Annotated in this window: 13 protein-coding genes; 5 read left to right on the forward strand and 8 right to left on the reverse strand. The window is 61.0% G+C overall.

Features of this window, described 5'->3' with window-relative positions; all coding sequences use genetic code 11:
* The first annotated feature begins 55 nt into the window (after positions 1-55).
* Positions 56-1,489 (forward strand): aldehyde dehydrogenase family protein, encoded by a 1,434-nt coding sequence (locus BJ928_RS18190; protein WP_047632299.1) that lies wholly within the window; start codon positions 56-58, stop codon positions 1,487-1,489.
* Between the two features lie 63 nt (positions 1,490-1,552).
* The gene (gene araD, locus BJ928_RS18195; RefSeq protein WP_047632298.1) at positions 1,553-3,298 is read left to right on the forward strand and encodes an L-arabinonate dehydratase; all 1,746 of its coding nucleotides are present in this window, start codon (positions 1,553-1,555) and stop codon (positions 3,296-3,298) included.
* Between the two features lie 138 nt (positions 3,299-3,436).
* On the opposite strand, the gene BJ928_RS18200 is transcribed toward araD, so the two are convergent.
* The 4 genes from BJ928_RS18200 to BJ928_RS18215 form a co-directional block, all read right to left on the reverse strand.
* On the reverse strand, positions 3,437-3,835 hold the full coding sequence (locus BJ928_RS18200; RefSeq protein ID WP_047632297.1) for a RidA family protein: 399 nt from the start codon (positions 3,833-3,835) through the stop codon (positions 3,437-3,439).
* Positions 3,836-4,243: 408 nt separating this feature from the next.
* Complete coding sequence (locus BJ928_RS18205; protein ID WP_047632296.1) at positions 4,244-5,071, reverse strand: transglutaminase family protein; 828 nt, start codon at positions 5,069-5,071, stop codon at positions 4,244-4,246.
* Positions 5,072-5,083: 12 nt separating this feature from the next.
* On the reverse strand, positions 5,084-6,025 hold the full coding sequence (locus BJ928_RS18210) for an alpha-E domain-containing protein (RefSeq protein WP_047632294.1): 942 nt from the start codon (positions 6,023-6,025) through the stop codon (positions 5,084-5,086).
* 6 nt (positions 6,026-6,031) lie between these two features.
* Positions 6,032-7,441 (reverse strand): circularly permuted type 2 ATP-grasp protein, encoded by a 1,410-nt coding sequence (locus BJ928_RS18215; protein ID WP_047632289.1) that lies wholly within the window; start codon positions 7,439-7,441, stop codon positions 6,032-6,034.
* Positions 7,442-7,843: 402 nt separating this feature from the next.
* Between BJ928_RS18215 and BJ928_RS18220 the strand changes: the two genes are divergently transcribed.
* Both BJ928_RS18220 and BJ928_RS18225 read left to right on the forward strand, forming a co-directional pair.
* Complete coding sequence (locus tag BJ928_RS18220) at positions 7,844-8,737, forward strand: DMT family transporter (protein WP_047632287.1); 894 nt, start codon at positions 7,844-7,846, stop codon at positions 8,735-8,737.
* Between the two features lie 73 nt (positions 8,738-8,810).
* Positions 8,811-9,353 carry a GNAT family N-acetyltransferase gene (locus BJ928_RS18225; protein WP_047632285.1) on the forward strand — a complete coding sequence of 181 codons (543 nt, stop codon included), beginning with the start codon at positions 8,811-8,813 and terminating at the stop codon, positions 9,351-9,353.
* 41 nt (positions 9,354-9,394) lie between these two features.
* Here BJ928_RS18225 and BJ928_RS18230 read toward each other — a convergent pair whose 3' ends face one another.
* The 3 genes from BJ928_RS18230 to BJ928_RS18240 form a co-directional block, all read right to left on the reverse strand.
* Entirely contained in the window at positions 9,395-11,104 is a 1,710-nt protein-coding gene (locus BJ928_RS18230) for a DEAD/DEAH box helicase (RefSeq protein ID WP_052227737.1), read from the reverse strand.
* A 430-nt stretch (positions 11,105-11,534) separates the two neighbouring features.
* Complete coding sequence (locus tag BJ928_RS18235; RefSeq protein ID WP_047632281.1) at positions 11,535-11,858, reverse strand: hypothetical protein; 324 nt, start codon at positions 11,856-11,858, stop codon at positions 11,535-11,537.
* Between the two features lie 146 nt (positions 11,859-12,004).
* Complete coding sequence (locus BJ928_RS18240; protein WP_047632278.1) at positions 12,005-13,591, reverse strand: trimethylamine methyltransferase family protein; 1,587 nt, start codon at positions 13,589-13,591, stop codon at positions 12,005-12,007.
* Between the two features lie 216 nt (positions 13,592-13,807).
* Between BJ928_RS18240 and BJ928_RS18245 the strand changes: the two genes are divergently transcribed.
* On the forward strand, positions 13,808-17,056 hold the full coding sequence (locus BJ928_RS18245) for a response regulator (protein ID WP_047632277.1): 3,249 nt from the start codon (positions 13,808-13,810) through the stop codon (positions 17,054-17,056).
* A gap of 3 nt (positions 17,057-17,059) precedes the next feature.
* On the opposite strand, the gene BJ928_RS18250 is transcribed toward BJ928_RS18245, so the two are convergent.
* Positions 17,060-17,887, reverse strand: coding sequence for an oxidoreductase (locus BJ928_RS18250; protein ID WP_047632275.1), 828 nt, complete (start codon positions 17,885-17,887; stop codon positions 17,060-17,062).

Consider the following 17,887-nt stretch of genomic DNA (forward strand, 5'->3'; position numbering starts at 1 on the left):
CCGGCCATAGGGATAGGCCGGGCGTTTCCAACACGATCCAGGAAGGCATGACGCCATGACCATTCATCAGAATTTGATCGCCGGCGAGTGGACCGGAGCGAACGGCAGCGAAAACATCAATCCGTCGGATACGAACGAGGTCGTCGGCCTCTATGCGAGCGCGAGCACACAGGATGTCGCGGATGCGATCGCAGCGGCGAAGGCCGCCTTTCCGACCTGGTCGCGCTCCGGCATTCTGGAGCGCCATACGATCCTGAAGAAGGCGGGCGAGGAAATCTTGGCCCGCAAGGACGAACTCGGCGCGCTGCTCGCCCGCGAGGAGGGCAAGACGTTGCCGGAGGCGATCGGCGAGACGATCCGTGCGGCGCAGATCTTCGAATTTTTTGCCGGCGAGGCGCTGCGCCTGGCGGGCGAGATATTGCCGTCCGTGCGCCCGAACATCGGCGTCGAGATCACCCGCGAGCCGCTCGGCGTCATCGGCATCATCACGCCCTGGAACTTCCCGATCGCCATCCCAGCGTGGAAGATCGCGCCGGCGCTCTGCTACGGCAACACCATCGTCTTCAAGCCGGCCGATCTGGTGCCCGGCTGCTCCTGGGCGATTGTCGATATCCTCAATCGCGCCGGCCTGCCGAAGGGCGTGTTGAACCTCGTCATGGGCAAGGGTTCTGTCGTCGGCCAGGCCATGCTCGACAGCTCGGTTCTTTCGGGCATCACTTTCACCGGTTCGGTCGGGACCGGCAAGCGCGTGGCGTTGTCCTCCGTCGAGCATGGCCGCAAGTGCCAGCTCGAAATGGGCGGCAAGAACCCCATGGTCGTGCTTGACGATGCCGATCTGACCGTAGCCGTCGAAGCCGCCGCCAATTCCGCCTTCTTCTCGACCGGCCAGCGCTGCACGGCCTCGTCGCGCCTGATCGTGACCGAAGGCATTCACGACAAGTTCGTGGCGGCGCTGACAGAGAGACTAAAGACGCTCAACGTCGACAACGCCATGAAGTCGGGCACCCATATCGGCCCCGTCGTCGATGCCAAGCAGCTGAAGACGGATACTGATTATATCGAGATCGGCCGGCAGGAAGGCGCCAAGCTTGCCTTCGGCGGCGAGCTCGTCAACCGCGACACGCCCGGCTTCTACCTGCAGCCGACGCTCTTCACCGAGGCGACGAACCAGATGCGCATCAGCCGCGAAGAGATCTTCGGGCCGGTTGCTGCCGTTATCCGCGTTAGGGATTACGACGAAGCGCTCGCTGTCGCCAACGACACGCCGTTCGGCCTGTCCTCCGGCATTGCCACGACCAGCCTCAAGCATGCGACGCATTTCAAGCGCAACGCGGAAGCGGGCATGGTGATGGTCAACCTGCCGACGGCAGGCGTCGACTTCCACGTGCCGTTCGGCGGCCGCAAGGGTTCGTCCTTCGGCCCGCGCGAGCAGGGCAAATATGCCGCCGAGTTCTTCACCACGGTCAAGACCGCCTACACGCTGGCCTGACCATCGATTTCAAGGCCCGGGCGCGAACGAGGCGGCCCGGGTGGCGCAAAAGGTACTGAGACTATGAAAAAGAAAGCTGAATGGCCGCGCAAGCTGCGTTCCTACGATTGGTTCGGCGGCACCGGCAAGAACGCGATCATGCACCGCTCCTGGATGAAGAACCAGGGCCTGCCGGCCGATACGTTCGACGGCCGTCCGATCATCGGCATCTGTAACACCTGGTCGGAGCTGACGCCCTGCAACGCGCATCTGCGCGATCTTGCCGAGCGCGTGAAGCGCGGCGTTTACGAAGCCGGCGGCTTTCCTGTCGAATTCCCGGTCTTCTCGGTCGGCGAAAGCACGCTGCGCCCGACGGCCATGATGTTCCGCAATCTCGCTGCCATGGATGTGGAAGAGGCGATCCGCGGCAATCCGGTCGATGGCGTCGTGCTGCTCGGCGGCTGCGACAAGACCACGCCGAGCCTGCTGATGGGGGCTGCCTCCGTCGATATCCCGGTCATTCTCGTTTCCGGCGGCCCGATGCTGAACGGCAAGTGGCGTGGCAAGGATGTCGGCTCCGGCACGGCGATCTGGCAGTTCTCGGAAATGGTGAAGTCCGGCGAGATGTCGCTGGATGAATTCATGGATGCGGAGCAGGGCATGGCCCGCTCGGCCGGCAGCTGTATGACCATGGGTACGGCCTCGACGATGGCGTCGATGGCCGAAGCCCTCGGCATGACGCTACCAGGCAATGCCGCCATCCCGGCGGTCGATGCGCGCCGTCGTGTCATCTCGCAACTGTCAGGCCGCCGCATCGTCGACATGGTCAAGGAAGACCTGAAGCCTTCGGATATCCTGACCAAGGAAGCCTTTGAGAACGCCATCCGCGTCAACGGCGCCGTCGGCGGTTCGACCAATGCCGTCCTGCACCTACTGGCGCTGGCGGGTCGCATCGGTGTCGATCTGTCGCTCGACGATTGGGATCGTCTCGGCCGCGAAGTCCCGACGATCGTTAACTTACAGCCATCGGGCAAGCACCTGATGGAAGAGTTCTACTATGCCGGCGGCCTGCCTGTCGTCATCAAGGCGGTCGGCGAAATGGGCCTGCTGCACAAGGATGCGATCACCGTGACGGGCGAAAGCATCTGGGCCGGCGTCAAGGATGTCGTCAACTACAATGACGACGTCATCGTGCCGCGTGAGAAGGCGCTGACGCAGTCGGGCGGCATTGCCGTTCTGCGCGGCAATCTCGCTCCGAAGGGCGCTGTCTTGAAGCCGTCGGCCGCGTCGCCGCATCTGATGCAGCACAAGGGCCGCGCCGTCGTCTTCGAAAGCATCGAGGATTACCACGCCCGCATCAACCGCGACGATCTCGACATCGACGAGAACTGCGTCATGGTGTTGAAATATTGCGGCCCGAAGGGTTATCCGGGCATGGCCGAAGTCGGCAATATGGGTCTGCCGCCGAAGGTGCTGAAGAAGGGCATCACCGACATGATCCGCATTTCCGATGCGCGCATGTCCGGCACAGCCTATGGCACCGTCATTCTGCACACCGCACCTGAAGCCGCCGATGGCGGCCCGCTGGCGTTGGTCCAGAACGGCGATATCATCGCCGTCGACGTTCCCGCCCGCACCATTCAGCTCGAAGTGTCGGACGAGGAACTGGCAAAGCGCCGCGCCGCCTGGGTTTCCCCGGTCAAGCCGCTCAACGGTGGCTATGGCGGTCTCTACGTGAAGTCGGTCATGCAGGCCGACACCGGCGCCGACCTCGACTTCCTGGTCGGCCCGCGCGGCTCGGAAATCCCGAACAACCGCGACAGCCACTAAGCTGACGATTTGAATTGAAAGGGGTGGAGCGAAAGCCCCACCCCTTTTTGCATTCCGGAATATCCCTTGCCACAGATCGATCGCGCGGTTTCGAGATCGCTGATTTCCTGCGGAGACGGGGATCTTCGCGGCAAGGAATCACGCTTGGGAAGGGATGCGGGCGATGACCTTGATCTCGAAATCGAAGCCAGCGAGCCAATTGACGCCGATCGCGGTCCAGTTCGGATAAGGCTTCTCGCTGAAGATCTGCTGCTTGACGGCCATGATGGCTCCGAATTGCTTCTCGGGATCGGTGTGAAAGGTCGTCACATCCACGATGTCACCGAATGTGCAGCCGGCTGCCTGAAGCGTCGCTTTGAGGTTTTCAAAGGCCAGGCGGACCTGCTGTTCGAAATCGGCCTCCGGCGTTCCATCGGAGCGGCTGCCGACCTGTCCGGAAACGAACAGAAGATCGCCGGATCGAATGGCGGCCGAATAGCCGTGTTCCTCATAAAGTGCATGCCTGTTTGCGGGAAAGATTGCTTCGCGCTGGGTCATTTTTGATCTTTCTTCCTGGTCGTTAAATCGCTTCCGACAAGCGGAGCGCTATCTCTTTGCCGTCTAATTTATATACGGCGCGTATGTTAATAATGCAGATACGCACCGTATGTCAAATTAATATACGCCGCGTATGTGAATTTAGGAGAAGATCGATCAGGAGGAGGCTTCCTATGAGCGACGAAGTGAAAAAGAAGGCGCTAGCGGTCTCGCGCTTGGTCGCGAGCCTTCTCGTGCGGTCCATGCAAACTGCCGATGGTGGGATAGTTGGAGATTGCTGTTTGCAGATGAGGCCAATATTTTGGCCTGCTCCATCGCCGTCGCGTCTCGTTTTGACTTTGCAGTCGCGCGATTCTCGAGGACGGCGAGGGAGCAACGCCGACGTCTTTTGTTGAGCAGCGCTTGCGTCTACTGGCTCTGACTTTGGCTTTGACTCTGCCCCTGGCTTGCCACGGTGACTTTGACGGTCAGGGTCTCGCCGGGGGTGCCGATCCGCATGCCGGAGACCGGGGCTGCGTCGCGATAGCAGAGGCCCGTCGCGATGCGGACATAGCGGGCATCGGGGCAGACGTCATTGGCCGGGTCGAAGCCGACCCAGCCGAGGCCGGGAATATGCGCTTCGGCCCAGGCATGCGTGGCGGCCTGCTCGTTCTTGCCTTCCATCATCAGATAGCCTGAGACATAGCGGGCGGGGATGCGCAATGCGCGAGCGCCTGCGAGGAAGATATGGGCGTGGTCCTGGCAGACACCGCTTTTCGCCTCCAGAGCCTGCTCCGCCGTGGTTTCGGTATTGCTGGTGCCCGGCTTGTATTCCACGGTTTCGTGGATTGCCTTCATCAGCGCGTGCATCTTGCCGAGTTCGTTGTCGCCGGAGAGGCTGCGCAACAGCTCCTTGGTCAGCTTGCCGGCCTTGGTGCGCGGTGATTCCCGCAGGTAGAGCCAGAGCGGGCTGAAGCCCTGATGCAGCCCGATGACGCCGTTGAGATCCTGGGTTTCAACTTCGCCAGAGGCGATGATCCTCGTCTTATCCTGCTGTCCATCGAGGGAAACGAGCGTGGCGCGATTGCCGAACTGGTCGTCATACTCCACTTCGGGCTTGGCACCTTCGACGGTCAGTTTCCAGTCGGTGACGGTCTGCCCGACGCCGGTCAGCGGCGTCAGGTGTAGCCGCTGCAGGGAGAACTGAGCGGGGTCGTCGTAGCGGTATTCGGTAATATGGCTGATCGTCAGTCTCATGATATCGCCCGCCTATTCGTAGAACCGATAGCCATCGGAGATCTCGGCGCCCAGTTGGTTGTTACGGGCGACGAAATCCTCAAGGAACTCATGCAGGCCTTGGTCCATGATGCGCTTGATCGTCAGTTTCTGCAGCGACTGGCGGATGGCTTCGGCTGTTTCGTGCGCTGGCAGCCGCCTTTCGTATTCGGCACCGAGATAGCCCATGTTGCTGACGATCTTGTCGTAGCAATAGGCAAGCGATCGCGGCATCTGGCCGTTGAGGATCAAAAAGTCGGCAATATTGGCCGGCGTGTATTCGGGGTCGTAGGCCCATTTATAGGCCCGGTGCGCCGACACCGAGCGCAGGATCGATTCCCACTGCGCATTGTCGAGCGAGGAGCCGACATGCGAGACGGATGGCAGCAGCACGTAATATTTGACGTCGAGGATGCGGGCCGTATTGTCGGCCCGTTCGATGAAGGTGCCGATACGGGCGAAATTATAGAGCTCGTTGCGCAGCATCGAACCGTGGAAGGCGCCGCGGATCAGTCCGGCGCGCTGCTTGATGACATCGATCGTCTCGGGCAGCTCGGCGGTTTTCAGCTTCTTGCCGAGCAGCGACTTCAGCTCGATCCAACATTCGTTGGTGGCTTCCCAGGTATCCCGGGTCAGTGCCGTGCGCACCATGCGGGCATTGTTGCGGCCATATTCGATGCAGGACATGACGCTCGATGGATTGGAGCGATCGCGCATCAGGTAGTCGATCGCATCGGCGCCCGTCATCTTGTCATGCACTTCGCCATAGGCTTCGCGCACGCCGGCGCTCTGCAGCACGCCGTCCCAGTCGTCATCGGCAGCGTCGCTGCGCGTCAGCGACATGCGCTGGCCGGCATCGACAAGGCGGGCTATGTTTTCGGCGCGCTCGATGTAACGGAACATCCAGTAGAGGCCATTCGCGGTTCTTCCCAGCATGTCCGATCAGTCCTCCAGAACCCAGGTGTCTTTGGTGCCGCCGCCCTGACTGGAGTTGACCACCAGCGAGCCTTCCTTCAGCGCCACGCGGGTCAGCCCGCCGGGGATGATCCGCACCTTGTCGGAGACGAGGACATAGGGTCGCAGATCGACATGCCGCGGGGCAATCCCCTTGTTGACCAGGATCGGCACGGTCGAGAGCGAAAGGGTTGGCTGCGCGATGTAGTTGTTCGGCTTGCTCTTGAGCTTTTCGGCAAAAGCCGTCCGCTCCTTCTTCGTCGCCGTCGGTCCCACCAGCATGCCGTAACCGCCGGAGCCATGGACTTCCTTGACGACGAGATCGGCAAGGTTATCGAGCACATATTTGAGGCTATCCGGCTCGGAACAGCGCCATGTCGGCACGTTTTCAAGGATCGGCTTGCGGCCAGTGTAGAATTCGACGATCTCGGGCATGTAGGAATAGATCGCCTTGTCGTCGGAAATGCCGGTGCCGGGTGCGTTGGCGATGGTGATATTGCCGGCGCGGTAGACGTCCATGATGCCGGGAATGCCGAGCGCGGAATCCGGGCGGAAGGTGAGGGGATCGAGGAAATCGTCGTCGACGCGGCGATAGAGCACGTCGATCGCCTCGTAGCCGCGCGTCGTGCGCATCTTTACCTTGCCGTCGATGACGCGCAGATCTGAGCCTTCGACCAGCTCCACGCCCATCATGTCGGCGAGGAAGGAGTGTTCGTAGTAGGCTGAGTTGTAGATACCCGGAGTGAGGACTGCGACGCGCGGCTTGCCCTTGCAGCCGGGAGGGGCAAGCGATGCCAGGCTCTGGCGCAGCAGCAGCGGATAGTCCTCGACGCGCTGCACCTTGTTCTGGTGAAACAGCTCCGGGAACATCTGCATCATCGTTTCGCGGTTTTCCAGCATGTAGCTGACACCGGACGGCGTGCGGGCATTATCCTCCAGCACGTAGAATTGGTCTTCGCCGGTACGCACGATATCGGTGCCGACGATGTGGGTGTAGACGCCGCCGGGCGGGCGAAAGCCGATCATTTCAGGCAGGAAGGCGTCGTTCTTCTCAATCAACTCGCGCGGGACGCGGCCGGCGCGAATGATTTCCTGCTTGTGATAGATGTCGTCGAGGAAGGCGTTGAGGGCAATGACCCGCTGTTCGATGCCCTGGGCGAGCTTGCGCCATTCGCGGCCTGATATGATGCGGGGGATGATGTCGAAGGGAATGAGCTTTTCGGAGGAGTCTGCGTGTCCGTAGACCGCGAAGGTGATGCCCGTTTTTCGGAAGATCGTTTCCGCATCGCGGGATTTGGCAATGAGATGGCCTCTATCCTGGCCTGAGTACCACTCGAAGTATTTCTCGTAAGGCGCGCGCGGATTTTCATCCGCAGTTATCATTTCATCAAATGCCAAAGGTGCGGTCCCCGTATTTTTTTACCATTTGAATACAACAGTTTTGACAATGCAAGAACTATGCGCAGTTGCCCTTACGAATTTCGCCTTGGCGAAAAATGCCGGATTTGCAGTCATTTAATGATGGCATAGTCTCTACTTGCCCTGTCGCGTCCTTCCGCTCGGATCAAAATTTGAGCATCTGCTGCTTTCGCAGACCAAGGGATCGATGGTGGATCAGCTTTTCCAAGCTTTCGCGGTGCTCCTTGTGTCGGTGAAGAAAAATTGATTGCTGTTTTCAGCAGATCGATTTTGACCGTGCCGCGGCCATCGGCTATCAGCCTGCAACCCCCTTGCGCGAGATTCCGAGCTCGATCCCGACACCGGCACCGGCGCGCCAAACACACATATCGGTCCGTTCCCATGTCCCTCGATAAATTCGCGCCGGCGATCTTCGTCTTTCTCTGGTCCACAGGCTGGATTGTCGCCAAGTACGCGTCGCTGCACGCGGGGCCCTTCACCTTCCTGATGATCCGTTACAGCCTGTCGGCGCTCGCCTTCGTGCTGCTCTGTTCGATCGTAGGCGCCAAATGGCCGCGTGACTGGTCGAGCGCGTTTCGCGCCATCTATTCCGGCATTTTCCTGCACGGCATCTATTTGGCCGGGCTCTGGTGGGCGATTGCCGAGGGCGTGCCGGCCGGCATTTCCGGCATCATCGCGGCGCTGCAGCCGCTGATGACCGCCATGGCCGCGCCGTTCCTCGTCGGCGAACGGCTGCAGCCGATCCAGAAGATCGGCCTGCTGCTCGGCTTTCTCGGTATCGCCATCGCGATCTCGCCGAAGCTCCTGACGACCGATACGGGCAATCTCTGGCAATCTGCCATTCCCTTGATCGTCAATCTGTTGGCGATGGTCTCCGTGACCTACGGCACGCTGTACCAGAAGCGGCATCTACAGACCGGCGACCTCAGAACCATCGCGACCTTGCAATATGTCGGCGCGCTGATCGTCACCGTTCCGTTGGCCTTCGTGTTCGAGGGATTACGTTTCGACGGCACGCAGACGGCCATCCTGTCGTTGCTCTGGTCGGTCTTCGGCCTGTCGATGGGTGCCGTCGGATTGCTGCTCTATCTCATTCGCCGAGGGCAGGTATCGCGCGCCGCCTCGCTGATCTACCTCATGCCGCCGGCCGTCGCCATCGAAGCCGCGATCGCCTTCGGCGAACCGCTGACGCTGCCGATCATCATCGGAACCGTCATCGTCGTGCTCGGCGTCTATCTCACCAACCGGCGCACGGCAGAGGTGGTACCGGAATAGGCTGCGACGTCTTGCGGATGGCGATATCTGGGTGGCACATTCCACATAAAGGTCGCGAGGCGGGAAGGTGTCGATGGCGATTGGGATCAGGCTTGCCGTTGAAGGCGATTTGCCGGCCATGGCCCATGTTGTGGTCGACGCCTGGAGGGCGACCTTTGCCGGGGTGTTGCCAGAAGACTTCCTTCAGGGCATGACCCATGACCGACAGGTGCGGCGGCATCGCCGTTATCTGAGTCGCGCCGGCATCGTCTACTACGTGGCGGAAGATGAAAATGGCGTGGTCGTCGGGTTTGCGAGCGGAGGGCCAAGCCGCCATCCGGGCTTTTCGCACGATGCTGAAGTCTATGCGCTTTATCTCCTGCCTGCCCATCAGCGCCGCAAGCTCGGTTCGATGCTCTTTGCCCGCGTGGCGGGAGATCTCGGAGATGCGGGGCATAAGGGATTGCTGGCGCTGGCATTGGAGAACAACCCAAACAGGGTCTTCTACGAGCGCCTGCGTGGTCGGGCGGTGCCGACGGAGCCGCTCATCCTCGGCGGAACGGCAGTCGGTCAGGTCGCGTATGTCTGGGATAATATTCCGGCCTTGCTGAAAGGCCTTCGTGGGTTGGCGCAATAGCGCAAGAAAAAGGGGGGCGATTGGCCCCCTTCTGTATTACATCAGGCGCGTTCGCGGCGTTGCCCGCCGTTGCCCGGACCACGGCGCTTCATGCGGCCGTTGCCGCCATTGCGCTGTTCGCCCTGGGCGCCGCGCTCTTCGTTGTGGCGGCCTGCGGGGCGACCATGAGAATGGCGCTGTCCGCGGTGGGCGCCGCCCTCATGTGCGCCGGCATTGCCGTTTGCCTGGCCACTGTGCTGCTGCTTGCGAGCGGGACGGAAGTCCGAGGTCGAGACAAGATCGTTGTCGGGTTCTGCACGCGGCGTCGGCTCGTTGCGGCGCTGGCCGCGGAAATCGGCATTGCGGTTGTTTTCGCGCTGCGGACGATCTTCACGCGGGCGGCGTTCCTGGCGCTCGCCGATCTGACCACGGGCTTCGCCACCTTCCTTGTCGAAGAACGGGCGACGGGCCGGACGTTGCGGTCGGCCTTCGCCGCGTTCGCGTCCCTGGCCGTTCTGGCCTCTGCCCTGGCCGCCATTGCCGTTACCTTGACCGCCGCGGCCCTTGCCGCGAACGGGACGGCCGCGATCGGCCGGAGCTTCGCCGCTGGCAACGGCAATCTCGATGCCCATCAGGCGCTCGATGTCGCGCAGCAAGCGGATTTCATCCGGAGCGCAGAAGGCGATGGCGATGCCGTCGCGGCCGGCGCGCGCGGTGCGGCCGATGCGGTGAACATAGGCATCGGGCACTTCGGGCAGGTCGAAGTTGTAGACATGCGAAACGCCGGGGATATCGATGCCGCGGGCGGCGACGTCGGTTGCGACGAGAACGCGGACTTCACCATCACGGAAGCCCTTGAGCGCGCGTTCGCGCTGGCCCTGGCTCTTGTTGCCGTGGATGGAGGCGGCGGCGAAGCCGACGTGATCGAGATGCTTCATAAGCTTCTCGGCGCCGTGCTTGGTGCGCAGGAAGACGATGGCGCGGCCATCCGGGTTGGCCGAGATGGTTTCCTTGAGGATCTCGGTCTTGTGGTTCTGGCCGGCGACGAAGTGGACATACTGCTCCACCTTGTCGGCTGCCTTGCCCGGAGGTGAGACTTCGACCTTGACCGGATTGGTCAGGTAGTCGGAAGCGAGATCGGCGATCGCCTTCGGCATGGTGGCCGAAAACAGCAGGGTCTGGCGCTTGGCCGGAACGAGCTTGGCGATCTTGCGGAGATCGTGGATGAAGCCGAGATCGAGCATCTGGTCGGCTTCGTCGAGGACGAGATGGGTGACATGGCCGAGCGAGAGGGCGCGGCGATTGATGAGATCGAGTAGGCGGCCGGGGGTTGCGACGAGGATATCGGTGCCGCGCTCGAGCTGAAGCTGCTGCTTGTTGATCGACGCGCCGCCGACGACGAGATTGATCCGCAACGGCGACTTGCGCACGAAGAGCCGGAGGTTGTCGGCGATCTGGTTTACCAGTTCGCGGGTCGGGGCGAGGATCAGTGTGCGGACGGTGCGGTTGTCAGGGCGCTTGGCCTCCTTCAACAGCATTTCGATGATCGGCAGGCCGAAAGCGGCCGTCTTGCCGGTGCCGGTCTGAGCGAGGCCGATGAGATCGCGGCCCTGGAGAACGAGCGGGATCGCCTGCGCCTGGATGGGAGTCGGCGTGGCGAAGTTGTTCTGCGACAGCGTATCGACGATCTGCTTGGAGAGACCAAGCGAGTGAAAATCGGTCAATTCAATACCTTTCGGGGGCGCCAAAGCAAATAGGCCGGGTCGCACCATGCGGTCCGGTCTGTCTCTGGCGTCAAGAACCCCGCGTGAAGTGGGAACTTGTAAGTTGGAAATAGCTTTCCAGCGCATCCGGCCGCAGCGCTTGGCGCGGCCTCATTCATAAAAGCGCTTTTGTCCTTCTCTTGCGTACAGATTGTCCCGCAGGGCACGCTCACGCGGCGGCCGGAAGGTGAAAGCTGCGGCGCATTTGGTCTTAAATGCCGCCAATGTCAAGGGGTGTGGGTAAAAGCTTTTCAACAGACAGACGAAAATGCCGCCGGAAATCCGGCGGCATTCGAGATTGGATGCGACTGATAGGGAACGCCATCGGCGCCTTGTGGCTTTTCCGCTTTTCTTCGATTCGCGAAAACGCTCTATCCTTTTGTTTACACAATTCCGCACGGAAGACAGCTACGCAGTTTTCCTGGAATTGCTGTCGGCTTCAGCGGCAGACCTCGACACGATAGGGCCGGCCCCAGCCATCGTGGCGCCATGCCCAGTAGCAGCTGGGATAGGGGCGCACATAAACGCGTTCATAGGCTGGTCCGGCATAATAGGCCGGATAGGCGGGGTATGCAGGATAATAGGCCGGGTAAGCCGGCCGCATGGCTCCGGCGACCAGGGCGCCGCCGACGACACCCGCGGCGAGACCGCCGAAGAAGGCGCCGCGATCTGAGGCGCTGGCAGTGGTGGTGGTTACGGCCGCGGCGCTGCCAAGCGTCAGCGCGATCAAACCGGCCGTTGTTAATGTGCGAAGCACAGACATTGACATCCCTTTCCCAAAAACACAGGCCTCCCAGCCGAAGCCGAGTTTGAAGGTGCGTGCGAAAGGGGGCGAAGTCGCGGCCAAAAAGAGGATCGCGACATTAAATTTCGTTCATGATGAAACGCGGGAAACCTTTTGATTTTCAACTAGAAATCGGTAGGTACTCCGCCTTCTTCCTTGCGCTTGGCAACAAAGGCGTCGAGCTCTTCCTCGATTGCCGGATCGATGGGCGGGCGTTCATAATGCGCCAGCGTTTCCTTATAGACGCGGTTGGCGTGATCGTAAGTTGTGGGTCTTCCGGCTTCCGCCCAGGTTTCATTGTTTCGCCAGTCCGACAGGATTGGTGAGTAGAAGGCCGTTTCATAGCGGGCGAGCGTGTGTGCCGTGCCGAAATAATGGCCGCCGGGGCCGACATCGCGGACGGCATCGAGCGCCAAGGCATCGGCGCTGACATCGAGCGGCGTCAGGAATTCCGCGACCATCTGCAGCATGTCGACATCGAGAATGAATTTTTCGAAGGAGGCGGTGAGACCACCTTCACTCCAGCCGGCCGCGTGCAGCACGAAATTGCCGCCGCCCTGGGTCAGTGCCCAGAGCGACAGTGCCGATTCGTAGGCGGCCTGGGCGTCGAGCGTATTCGAAGCATTCGTGTTGGAGGTGCGGTAGGGGATGCCGTAGCGACGGGCGAGCTGGCCGCCTGCGATGACCGCCTTCATGTATTCCGGCGTGCCGAAGGCGGGCGCACCCGTCTTCATGTCGACATTCGAGGTGAAGCCGCCATACATGACCGGTGCGCCCTTGCGCACCATCTGGGTGAAGGCGAGGCCGCAGAGCGCCTCGGCATTCTGTTGCACCAGCGCGCCTGCGATCGTTACCGGCGCCATGGCGCCCGCCAGCGTGAACGGCGTGACCACCACCACCTGACCACGCGACGACATTTCGATGATGCCCTGCAGCATCGGCCCGTCGAGACGAAGCGGCGAGGAGGAGTTGATGATGGTGAAGAGCGAGGGTTCGCGCTCCATCTGCTCCATGCTGATGCCGCGGCCGATGCGGGCGATCTCGATCGCGTCGAGATTGCGCTGCTTGCCGAGCGAATAGCAATGAAAGGCCTTGTCGGTGAGCTTCACGATGTCGGAGAGGCAGTCGAGATGGCGCACCGAGGCATGGATATCGATCGGCTCCACCGGATAGCCGCCGGTCATATGGATGATGTCGAACGACTGGGCGAGCTTGATGAGCTTGCGAAAATCCTCCTGATTGCCGGCTCTCCTGCCGCCTTCCCGGTCGGCAACGAAGGGAGCCGAGGCAACCTGCGCGAAGACGAGATTGCGCCCGCCGATCTGAACATTGCGCAGCGGATTGCGCGCGTGCAGGGTGAACGTCGAGGGGATCGAAGCGATCAGCTCCATGATCATGCTGCGATCGAAGCGCACGCGTTCCTTGCCGGGGGTGACATCGGCGCCGGCCGCCTTCATGCGTTCACGCGCCTCGGGCAGGATAATGTCCATGCCGATTTCTTCGAGGATGGTCAGCGATGCCTCGTGAATATCGTCAAGCGCTTCCGGCGACAGAAGTTCGGTGCGGGCGAGATTGTTGACGAGGTTGAGATACTTCGTGCCGCTCGTCTTGCGGCTGCGTTCGGCACCTCGACCTCCGGCTCGCCGCCGCCGTTCGCCCGTCGCCGCAGCGCTCTGCGCTTCGTTCAAAGTCAGGCTTGCTTCGTCGCTCATGACGCTCGTTCCCAATTATCAGCTGACGGATTCTTGGCAGAGTTTCCCGCGACATGCCGCCGTCGTTTGCGACCAACACGTGACCATTATAGGATAGCGCATAGTCTGAACGCGACGTCGCCGAGGTGGTTAAACATGGTTAACGCCTTGTTAAAGCCAATCATGGTAGAGCGTCGTTTCATGAACTGTCATGCGCGGTGAGAAGAGAGGCTCCGTTTGACCCTGGACGGTGAACTGCTTGACATAGTGTGCCGCCGGATCGCCAGTCTGGATAGGCCCGCCTACATCAAGAACAGCGAGCTTCGTTACGTCGCGGTCAACGACGCCTATGCGCGTTTTTTCGGGCACGACATTTCCGATTTCATCGGCAATCGCAGCCATGATCTCCTTGAAGCCGGCGAGAGCGCCGACAGAGAGGACAGGGAACGCCGTGCCCTGGTCTTCGGCTCGGAAGAGATTGCGCTCTGCTTCGATCCGTCCGGCCTCCAGCGTTCGCGCATCCAGATCGAGAGCTTTTCACCCTCGGAAGACAGGGTCTATATCTTCGGCATGTTTCTTACGGCGCCGACCGTGGCACGCGACACCTTCGCTGTCGAGACAGGTCGGCGGGATGCGGACGAGACAGAGTTTTTCCGCAGCGTTCTGGAGGATCTGCCGGTCGCCACCTTCGTGCGTGATGCCGACCATCGATTGATTTACTCCAATGCCGCCCACGCCGCGATCATTGGGCTCGATCGTGAAGAAATGCTCGGAAGAACCGAGCATGAAACGTTCGACGTTGGCGCTGACGAATTCTTCGCGGAAAACGAAGCCGTGCTGCGGGAAGGACGCGCGTACGAATTCGAAAGCGAAATCGTCAATCGGAACCAGGCGAAGCGTCCCGTCAAGATTCGCCTCAACCGAGCGACGACCGTAGACGGCAAGCATTATGCGATCGGTTCCGTAACCGATACGTCGGCGCTGAAGCAGCGGGAAATGCAGCTGATCGATTCGCAAGTCCGCGCCGAAGCACTTCACGACGATCTCGACAACATCCTTCGCTCGATGCCGATCGGTGTCTTGATCCACAACAGCGACTACATCGTCGAATACCTGAATGACGCCTTCTACGATATCTGGGAATTCTCGAAGGACGATCGCTTCGAGGGGCGGCCCTATCGTGATCTCATAGCCAAGCACTTCGAACTGGCACGCTTCGGTTCCGACGGCCGCAGCATCGACGATATTTATCAGGCGCGTCTGGCAGCGCTGCGCAAGGCGGGCGAGCATCTGCAGACGGAAGTGAATTTTGCCGACGGCAAATCCGTCATCATCGATGCCCGCCGGATTTCCAACGGCCGGACATTGATGTCCTATACGGATATTTCTTCTGTCAGGCAGCAATCCCAGGAGATCACCGAGACCCGGCTCGCGCTGGAGCGTCTCGGCGAGCTCATGGCCGATGCCATGCAGGCCATGTCCCAAGGTCTGCTCATCGTCCAGGACGGTGCGATCATGCTGGCCAATGATCGGCTCAAGGAGATGTTGAAGCTGCCGGCGGAACTTCTTGAGACCGGCATGGACTGGTCCGCGGCGTTCGACTATTGCGCTGAACGTGGCGATTTCGGCGAGGATTTCGAGGCCGTCCGGACGTCATGGCGGGAAAGCATCGCGGCAGGCAAGCCGATCTCCTGTGTGTTCCAGATCATCGGTGATCGCTGGATGCAGCTCGATGGCGCGATCGGCGAGCATCGCCGCTGGATGGTGGTGTTGAGCGACGTCACCGAGATGAAGGAGCGGGAGGCGGATCTGCAGCTGCTTCTGGCGCGCAGCAACGCAGCCGATCGGGCGAAATCCGAATTTCTCACCCATATGAGCCATGAAATCCGCACGCCGATGAATGGCGTGCTCGGCATGGCGGAACTACTTGGCAAGACGGATCTCGATGCCCGACAGAAGACTTTCGTCGATATCATCGTCAAGTCGGGCAATGCGTTGCTGACCATCATCAACGATATCCTCGATTTCTCCCGCATCGACAGCGGCGAAATGCATCTGCGCAAGATGGCGTTCGATCCGGCCGAGGCCGTCGAAGATATCGTGACCTTGCTGGCCGCCGCCGCATCGGAAAAGAATGTCGAGTTGATGATGCGCATCGCGCCTGGCGTGCCGGCAGGGGTTCTCGGCGATGCGGGCCGCTTCAGGCAGATCGTGACCAATCTGGTCGGCAATGCGATCAAGTTCACCGAGCGGGGTCATGTGCTGGTAGAGCTGGATAGCCAGTCGGCAGCGGATGACAGCATATTGCTCGTGCTGCGCGTCGAAGATACCGGTATCGGCATTCCCGACGAGAAGCTCGATACGATCTTCGACAAATTCTCGCTGGCGGATTCTTCCTTCGCGCGGCGCCTCGAAGGCTCCGGCCTTGGCCTCGCGATCACGGATGGTCTCGTCGATCTTTTCGGCGGTTCGCTGTCGGTGGAGAGCGAATGGGGCCAGGGGTCGGTCTTCACGGTCCATTTGCCGATGCCGCTGGTTGCCGCGCGCGGCAAGGGCACGGAACTGCCTGAAAATGTCAGAAACGCCCGTGTCCTGATCGTCGAAGACGATGCGATCCATCGGCGCATCCTGACCGAACAATTGGCGCAATGGGGCTTCGACGGGCATGTGGCCGAGGACGGCGAGACCGCACTCGCCATTCTGGATGCTGCTTTCGACATGGGCGTATCGGTCGATGCGATCATCGTCGACTACAGCATGTCCGGCATGAATGGCTATCAGGTCGCGAGCGCCGTGCGTGCCGATCCGCGTTTCGCTGCATTGCCGATCGTGTTCCTGACGTCGATGGATGCTGCCGGTTGCGACAAGGAATTCGCTGTCGTCAGCGGTCAGGCGCATTTGATGAAGCCCATTCGTGCCAATGCCTTGCGCAGCACGATCATCGATGTCGTGCGAGCATCGCGGCGGAAGAAACCCGGCGGACAATCGGCCGCCGCCGAACGGCAGTTGCCGATCGAAGCGGAAGCCGCGGCTGCGATCGAAGCCACCGACCAGATAACCTCCGCCAAAACCGGTCACGCCATCGACGTCCTCGTCGCCGAGGACAATGACGTGAACCAGATCGTCTTCACGCAGATCCTGCAGGCGACCGGTCTGCGGTTCCTCGTCGTGGAAAACGGCCAGGCGGCCGTCGACGCATGGCGTCAGTTGCGGCCGTCGCTGATCCTCATGGATGTGTCGATGCCTGTCATGAACGGCCATCAGGCGACACGCATGATCCGGCAGCTTGAGGCGCAAGCCGGGCAAGGGCGGCATGTGCCCGTCGTCGGGGTCACGGCGCAGGCGCTGGATGTGGATCGCATCACGTGCATGCAGTCGGGCATGGACGACTGCATGTCGAAGCCGATCAGTCCAGAGCTTCTTGAGGCGAAGATCCAGCGCTATCTCGGCGATACCGTTTTCCGGGCCGATCGTTCCAAAAGCTAGGGTTCAGCCGTCGGTCGAGACGGTAACGGATTTCCATGCTTCGATTTCCTGCTTCAGGTGCTCGATCCTGTCTGACACGAGTTCAAGAGCGTCGCTGCCAAGCAGAAGCTGCGGCGGAGGGGCGTCGGATTCGATGAGGCCCAGAACGGCGGCGGCGAGCTTGTCGGGATCGCCGAGTTGCTTGCCGCTTTTGGACTGCCTTGCCTGCCGGATCGGATCAAACAGGGTGTCGTAGTCTGCGATCGATCGCTCGGTCCGGATCATCGAACGTCCGGCCCAGTCGGTCCGGAAGGAGCCTGGGCAGAGGGCAGTGACCCGAACGCCGAATGGCGCCATCTCCGCCCGCATCACCTCCGAAATGCCCTGAAGGGCGAATTTGCTGCCGCAATAATAGGCGATGCCGGGCATGGTGATCATGCCGCCCATCGAGGTGACGTTGACGATGAATCCTCTGCGTCTTTCACGGAAGCGCGGCAGAAAGGCCTTGGCGACCGCCACGGCACCGAAGACGTTGACGTCGAACTGACGGCGCATCTCCTCGATAGACGATTCCTCGAGGATTCCCTCGTGGCCGTAACCGGCATTGTTGATCAGCACATCGACGGGGCCATGCTCCTCTTCGACCTGTCGAACGACGTCCGCGATCCTATCGAACTCGGTTACGTCGCATAGGACGGATCGCGCCGTCGGCAAGCGCTCTTCAAAAGCTGCCCGCGACTGTTCCGAGCGGACGGTGCCTATAACCCTGTGACCCTGATGGCTAGCGGCGGCTGCGATGGCGAAACCGAAGCCGGAATTCGCTCCGGTGATGAAGAAGGTCTTCTGTGACAT

The organism is Rhizobium sp. WW_1 (assembly GCF_003610155.1).
Taxonomy (GTDB): Bacteria; Pseudomonadota; Alphaproteobacteria; order Rhizobiales; family Rhizobiaceae; genus Rhizobium; species Rhizobium tropici_A.

Excerpts from the sequence above, each read along its gene's own strand:
- BJ928_RS18200 (WP_047632297.1), bottom strand. The coding sequence starts at position 3,835 with ATGACCCAGCGCGAAGCAATCTTTCCCGCAAACAGGCATGCACTTTAT.
- BJ928_RS18225 (WP_047632285.1), top strand. The coding sequence starts at position 8,811 with ATGGCGATTGGGATCAGGCTTGCCGTTGAAGGCGATTTGCCGGCCATG.
- BJ928_RS18190 (WP_047632299.1), top strand. The coding sequence starts at position 56 with ATGACCATTCATCAGAATTTGATCGCCGGCGAGTGGACCGGAGCGAAC.
- araD (WP_047632298.1), top strand. The coding sequence starts at position 1,553 with ATGAAAAAGAAAGCTGAATGGCCGCGCAAGCTGCGTTCCTACGATTGG.
- BJ928_RS18205 (WP_047632296.1), bottom strand. The coding sequence starts at position 5,071 with ATGAGACTGACGATCAGCCATATTACCGAATACCGCTACGACGACCCC.
- BJ928_RS18235 (WP_047632281.1), bottom strand. The coding sequence starts at position 11,858 with ATGTCTGTGCTTCGCACATTAACAACGGCCGGTTTGATCGCGCTGACG.
- BJ928_RS18210 (WP_047632294.1), bottom strand. The coding sequence starts at position 6,025 with ATGCTGGGAAGAACCGCGAATGGCCTCTACTGGATGTTCCGTTACATC.
- BJ928_RS18220 (WP_047632287.1), top strand. The coding sequence starts at position 7,844 with ATGTCCCTCGATAAATTCGCGCCGGCGATCTTCGTCTTTCTCTGGTCC.
- BJ928_RS18230 (WP_052227737.1), bottom strand. The coding sequence starts at position 11,104 with ATGGTGCGACCCGGCCTATTTGCTTTGGCGCCCCCGAAAGGTATTGAA.
- BJ928_RS18250 (WP_047632275.1), bottom strand. The coding sequence starts at position 17,887 with ATGTCACAGAAGACCTTCTTCATCACCGGAGCGAATTCCGGCTTCGGT.
- BJ928_RS18240 (WP_047632278.1), bottom strand. The coding sequence starts at position 13,591 with ATGAGCGACGAAGCAAGCCTGACTTTGAACGAAGCGCAGAGCGCTGCG.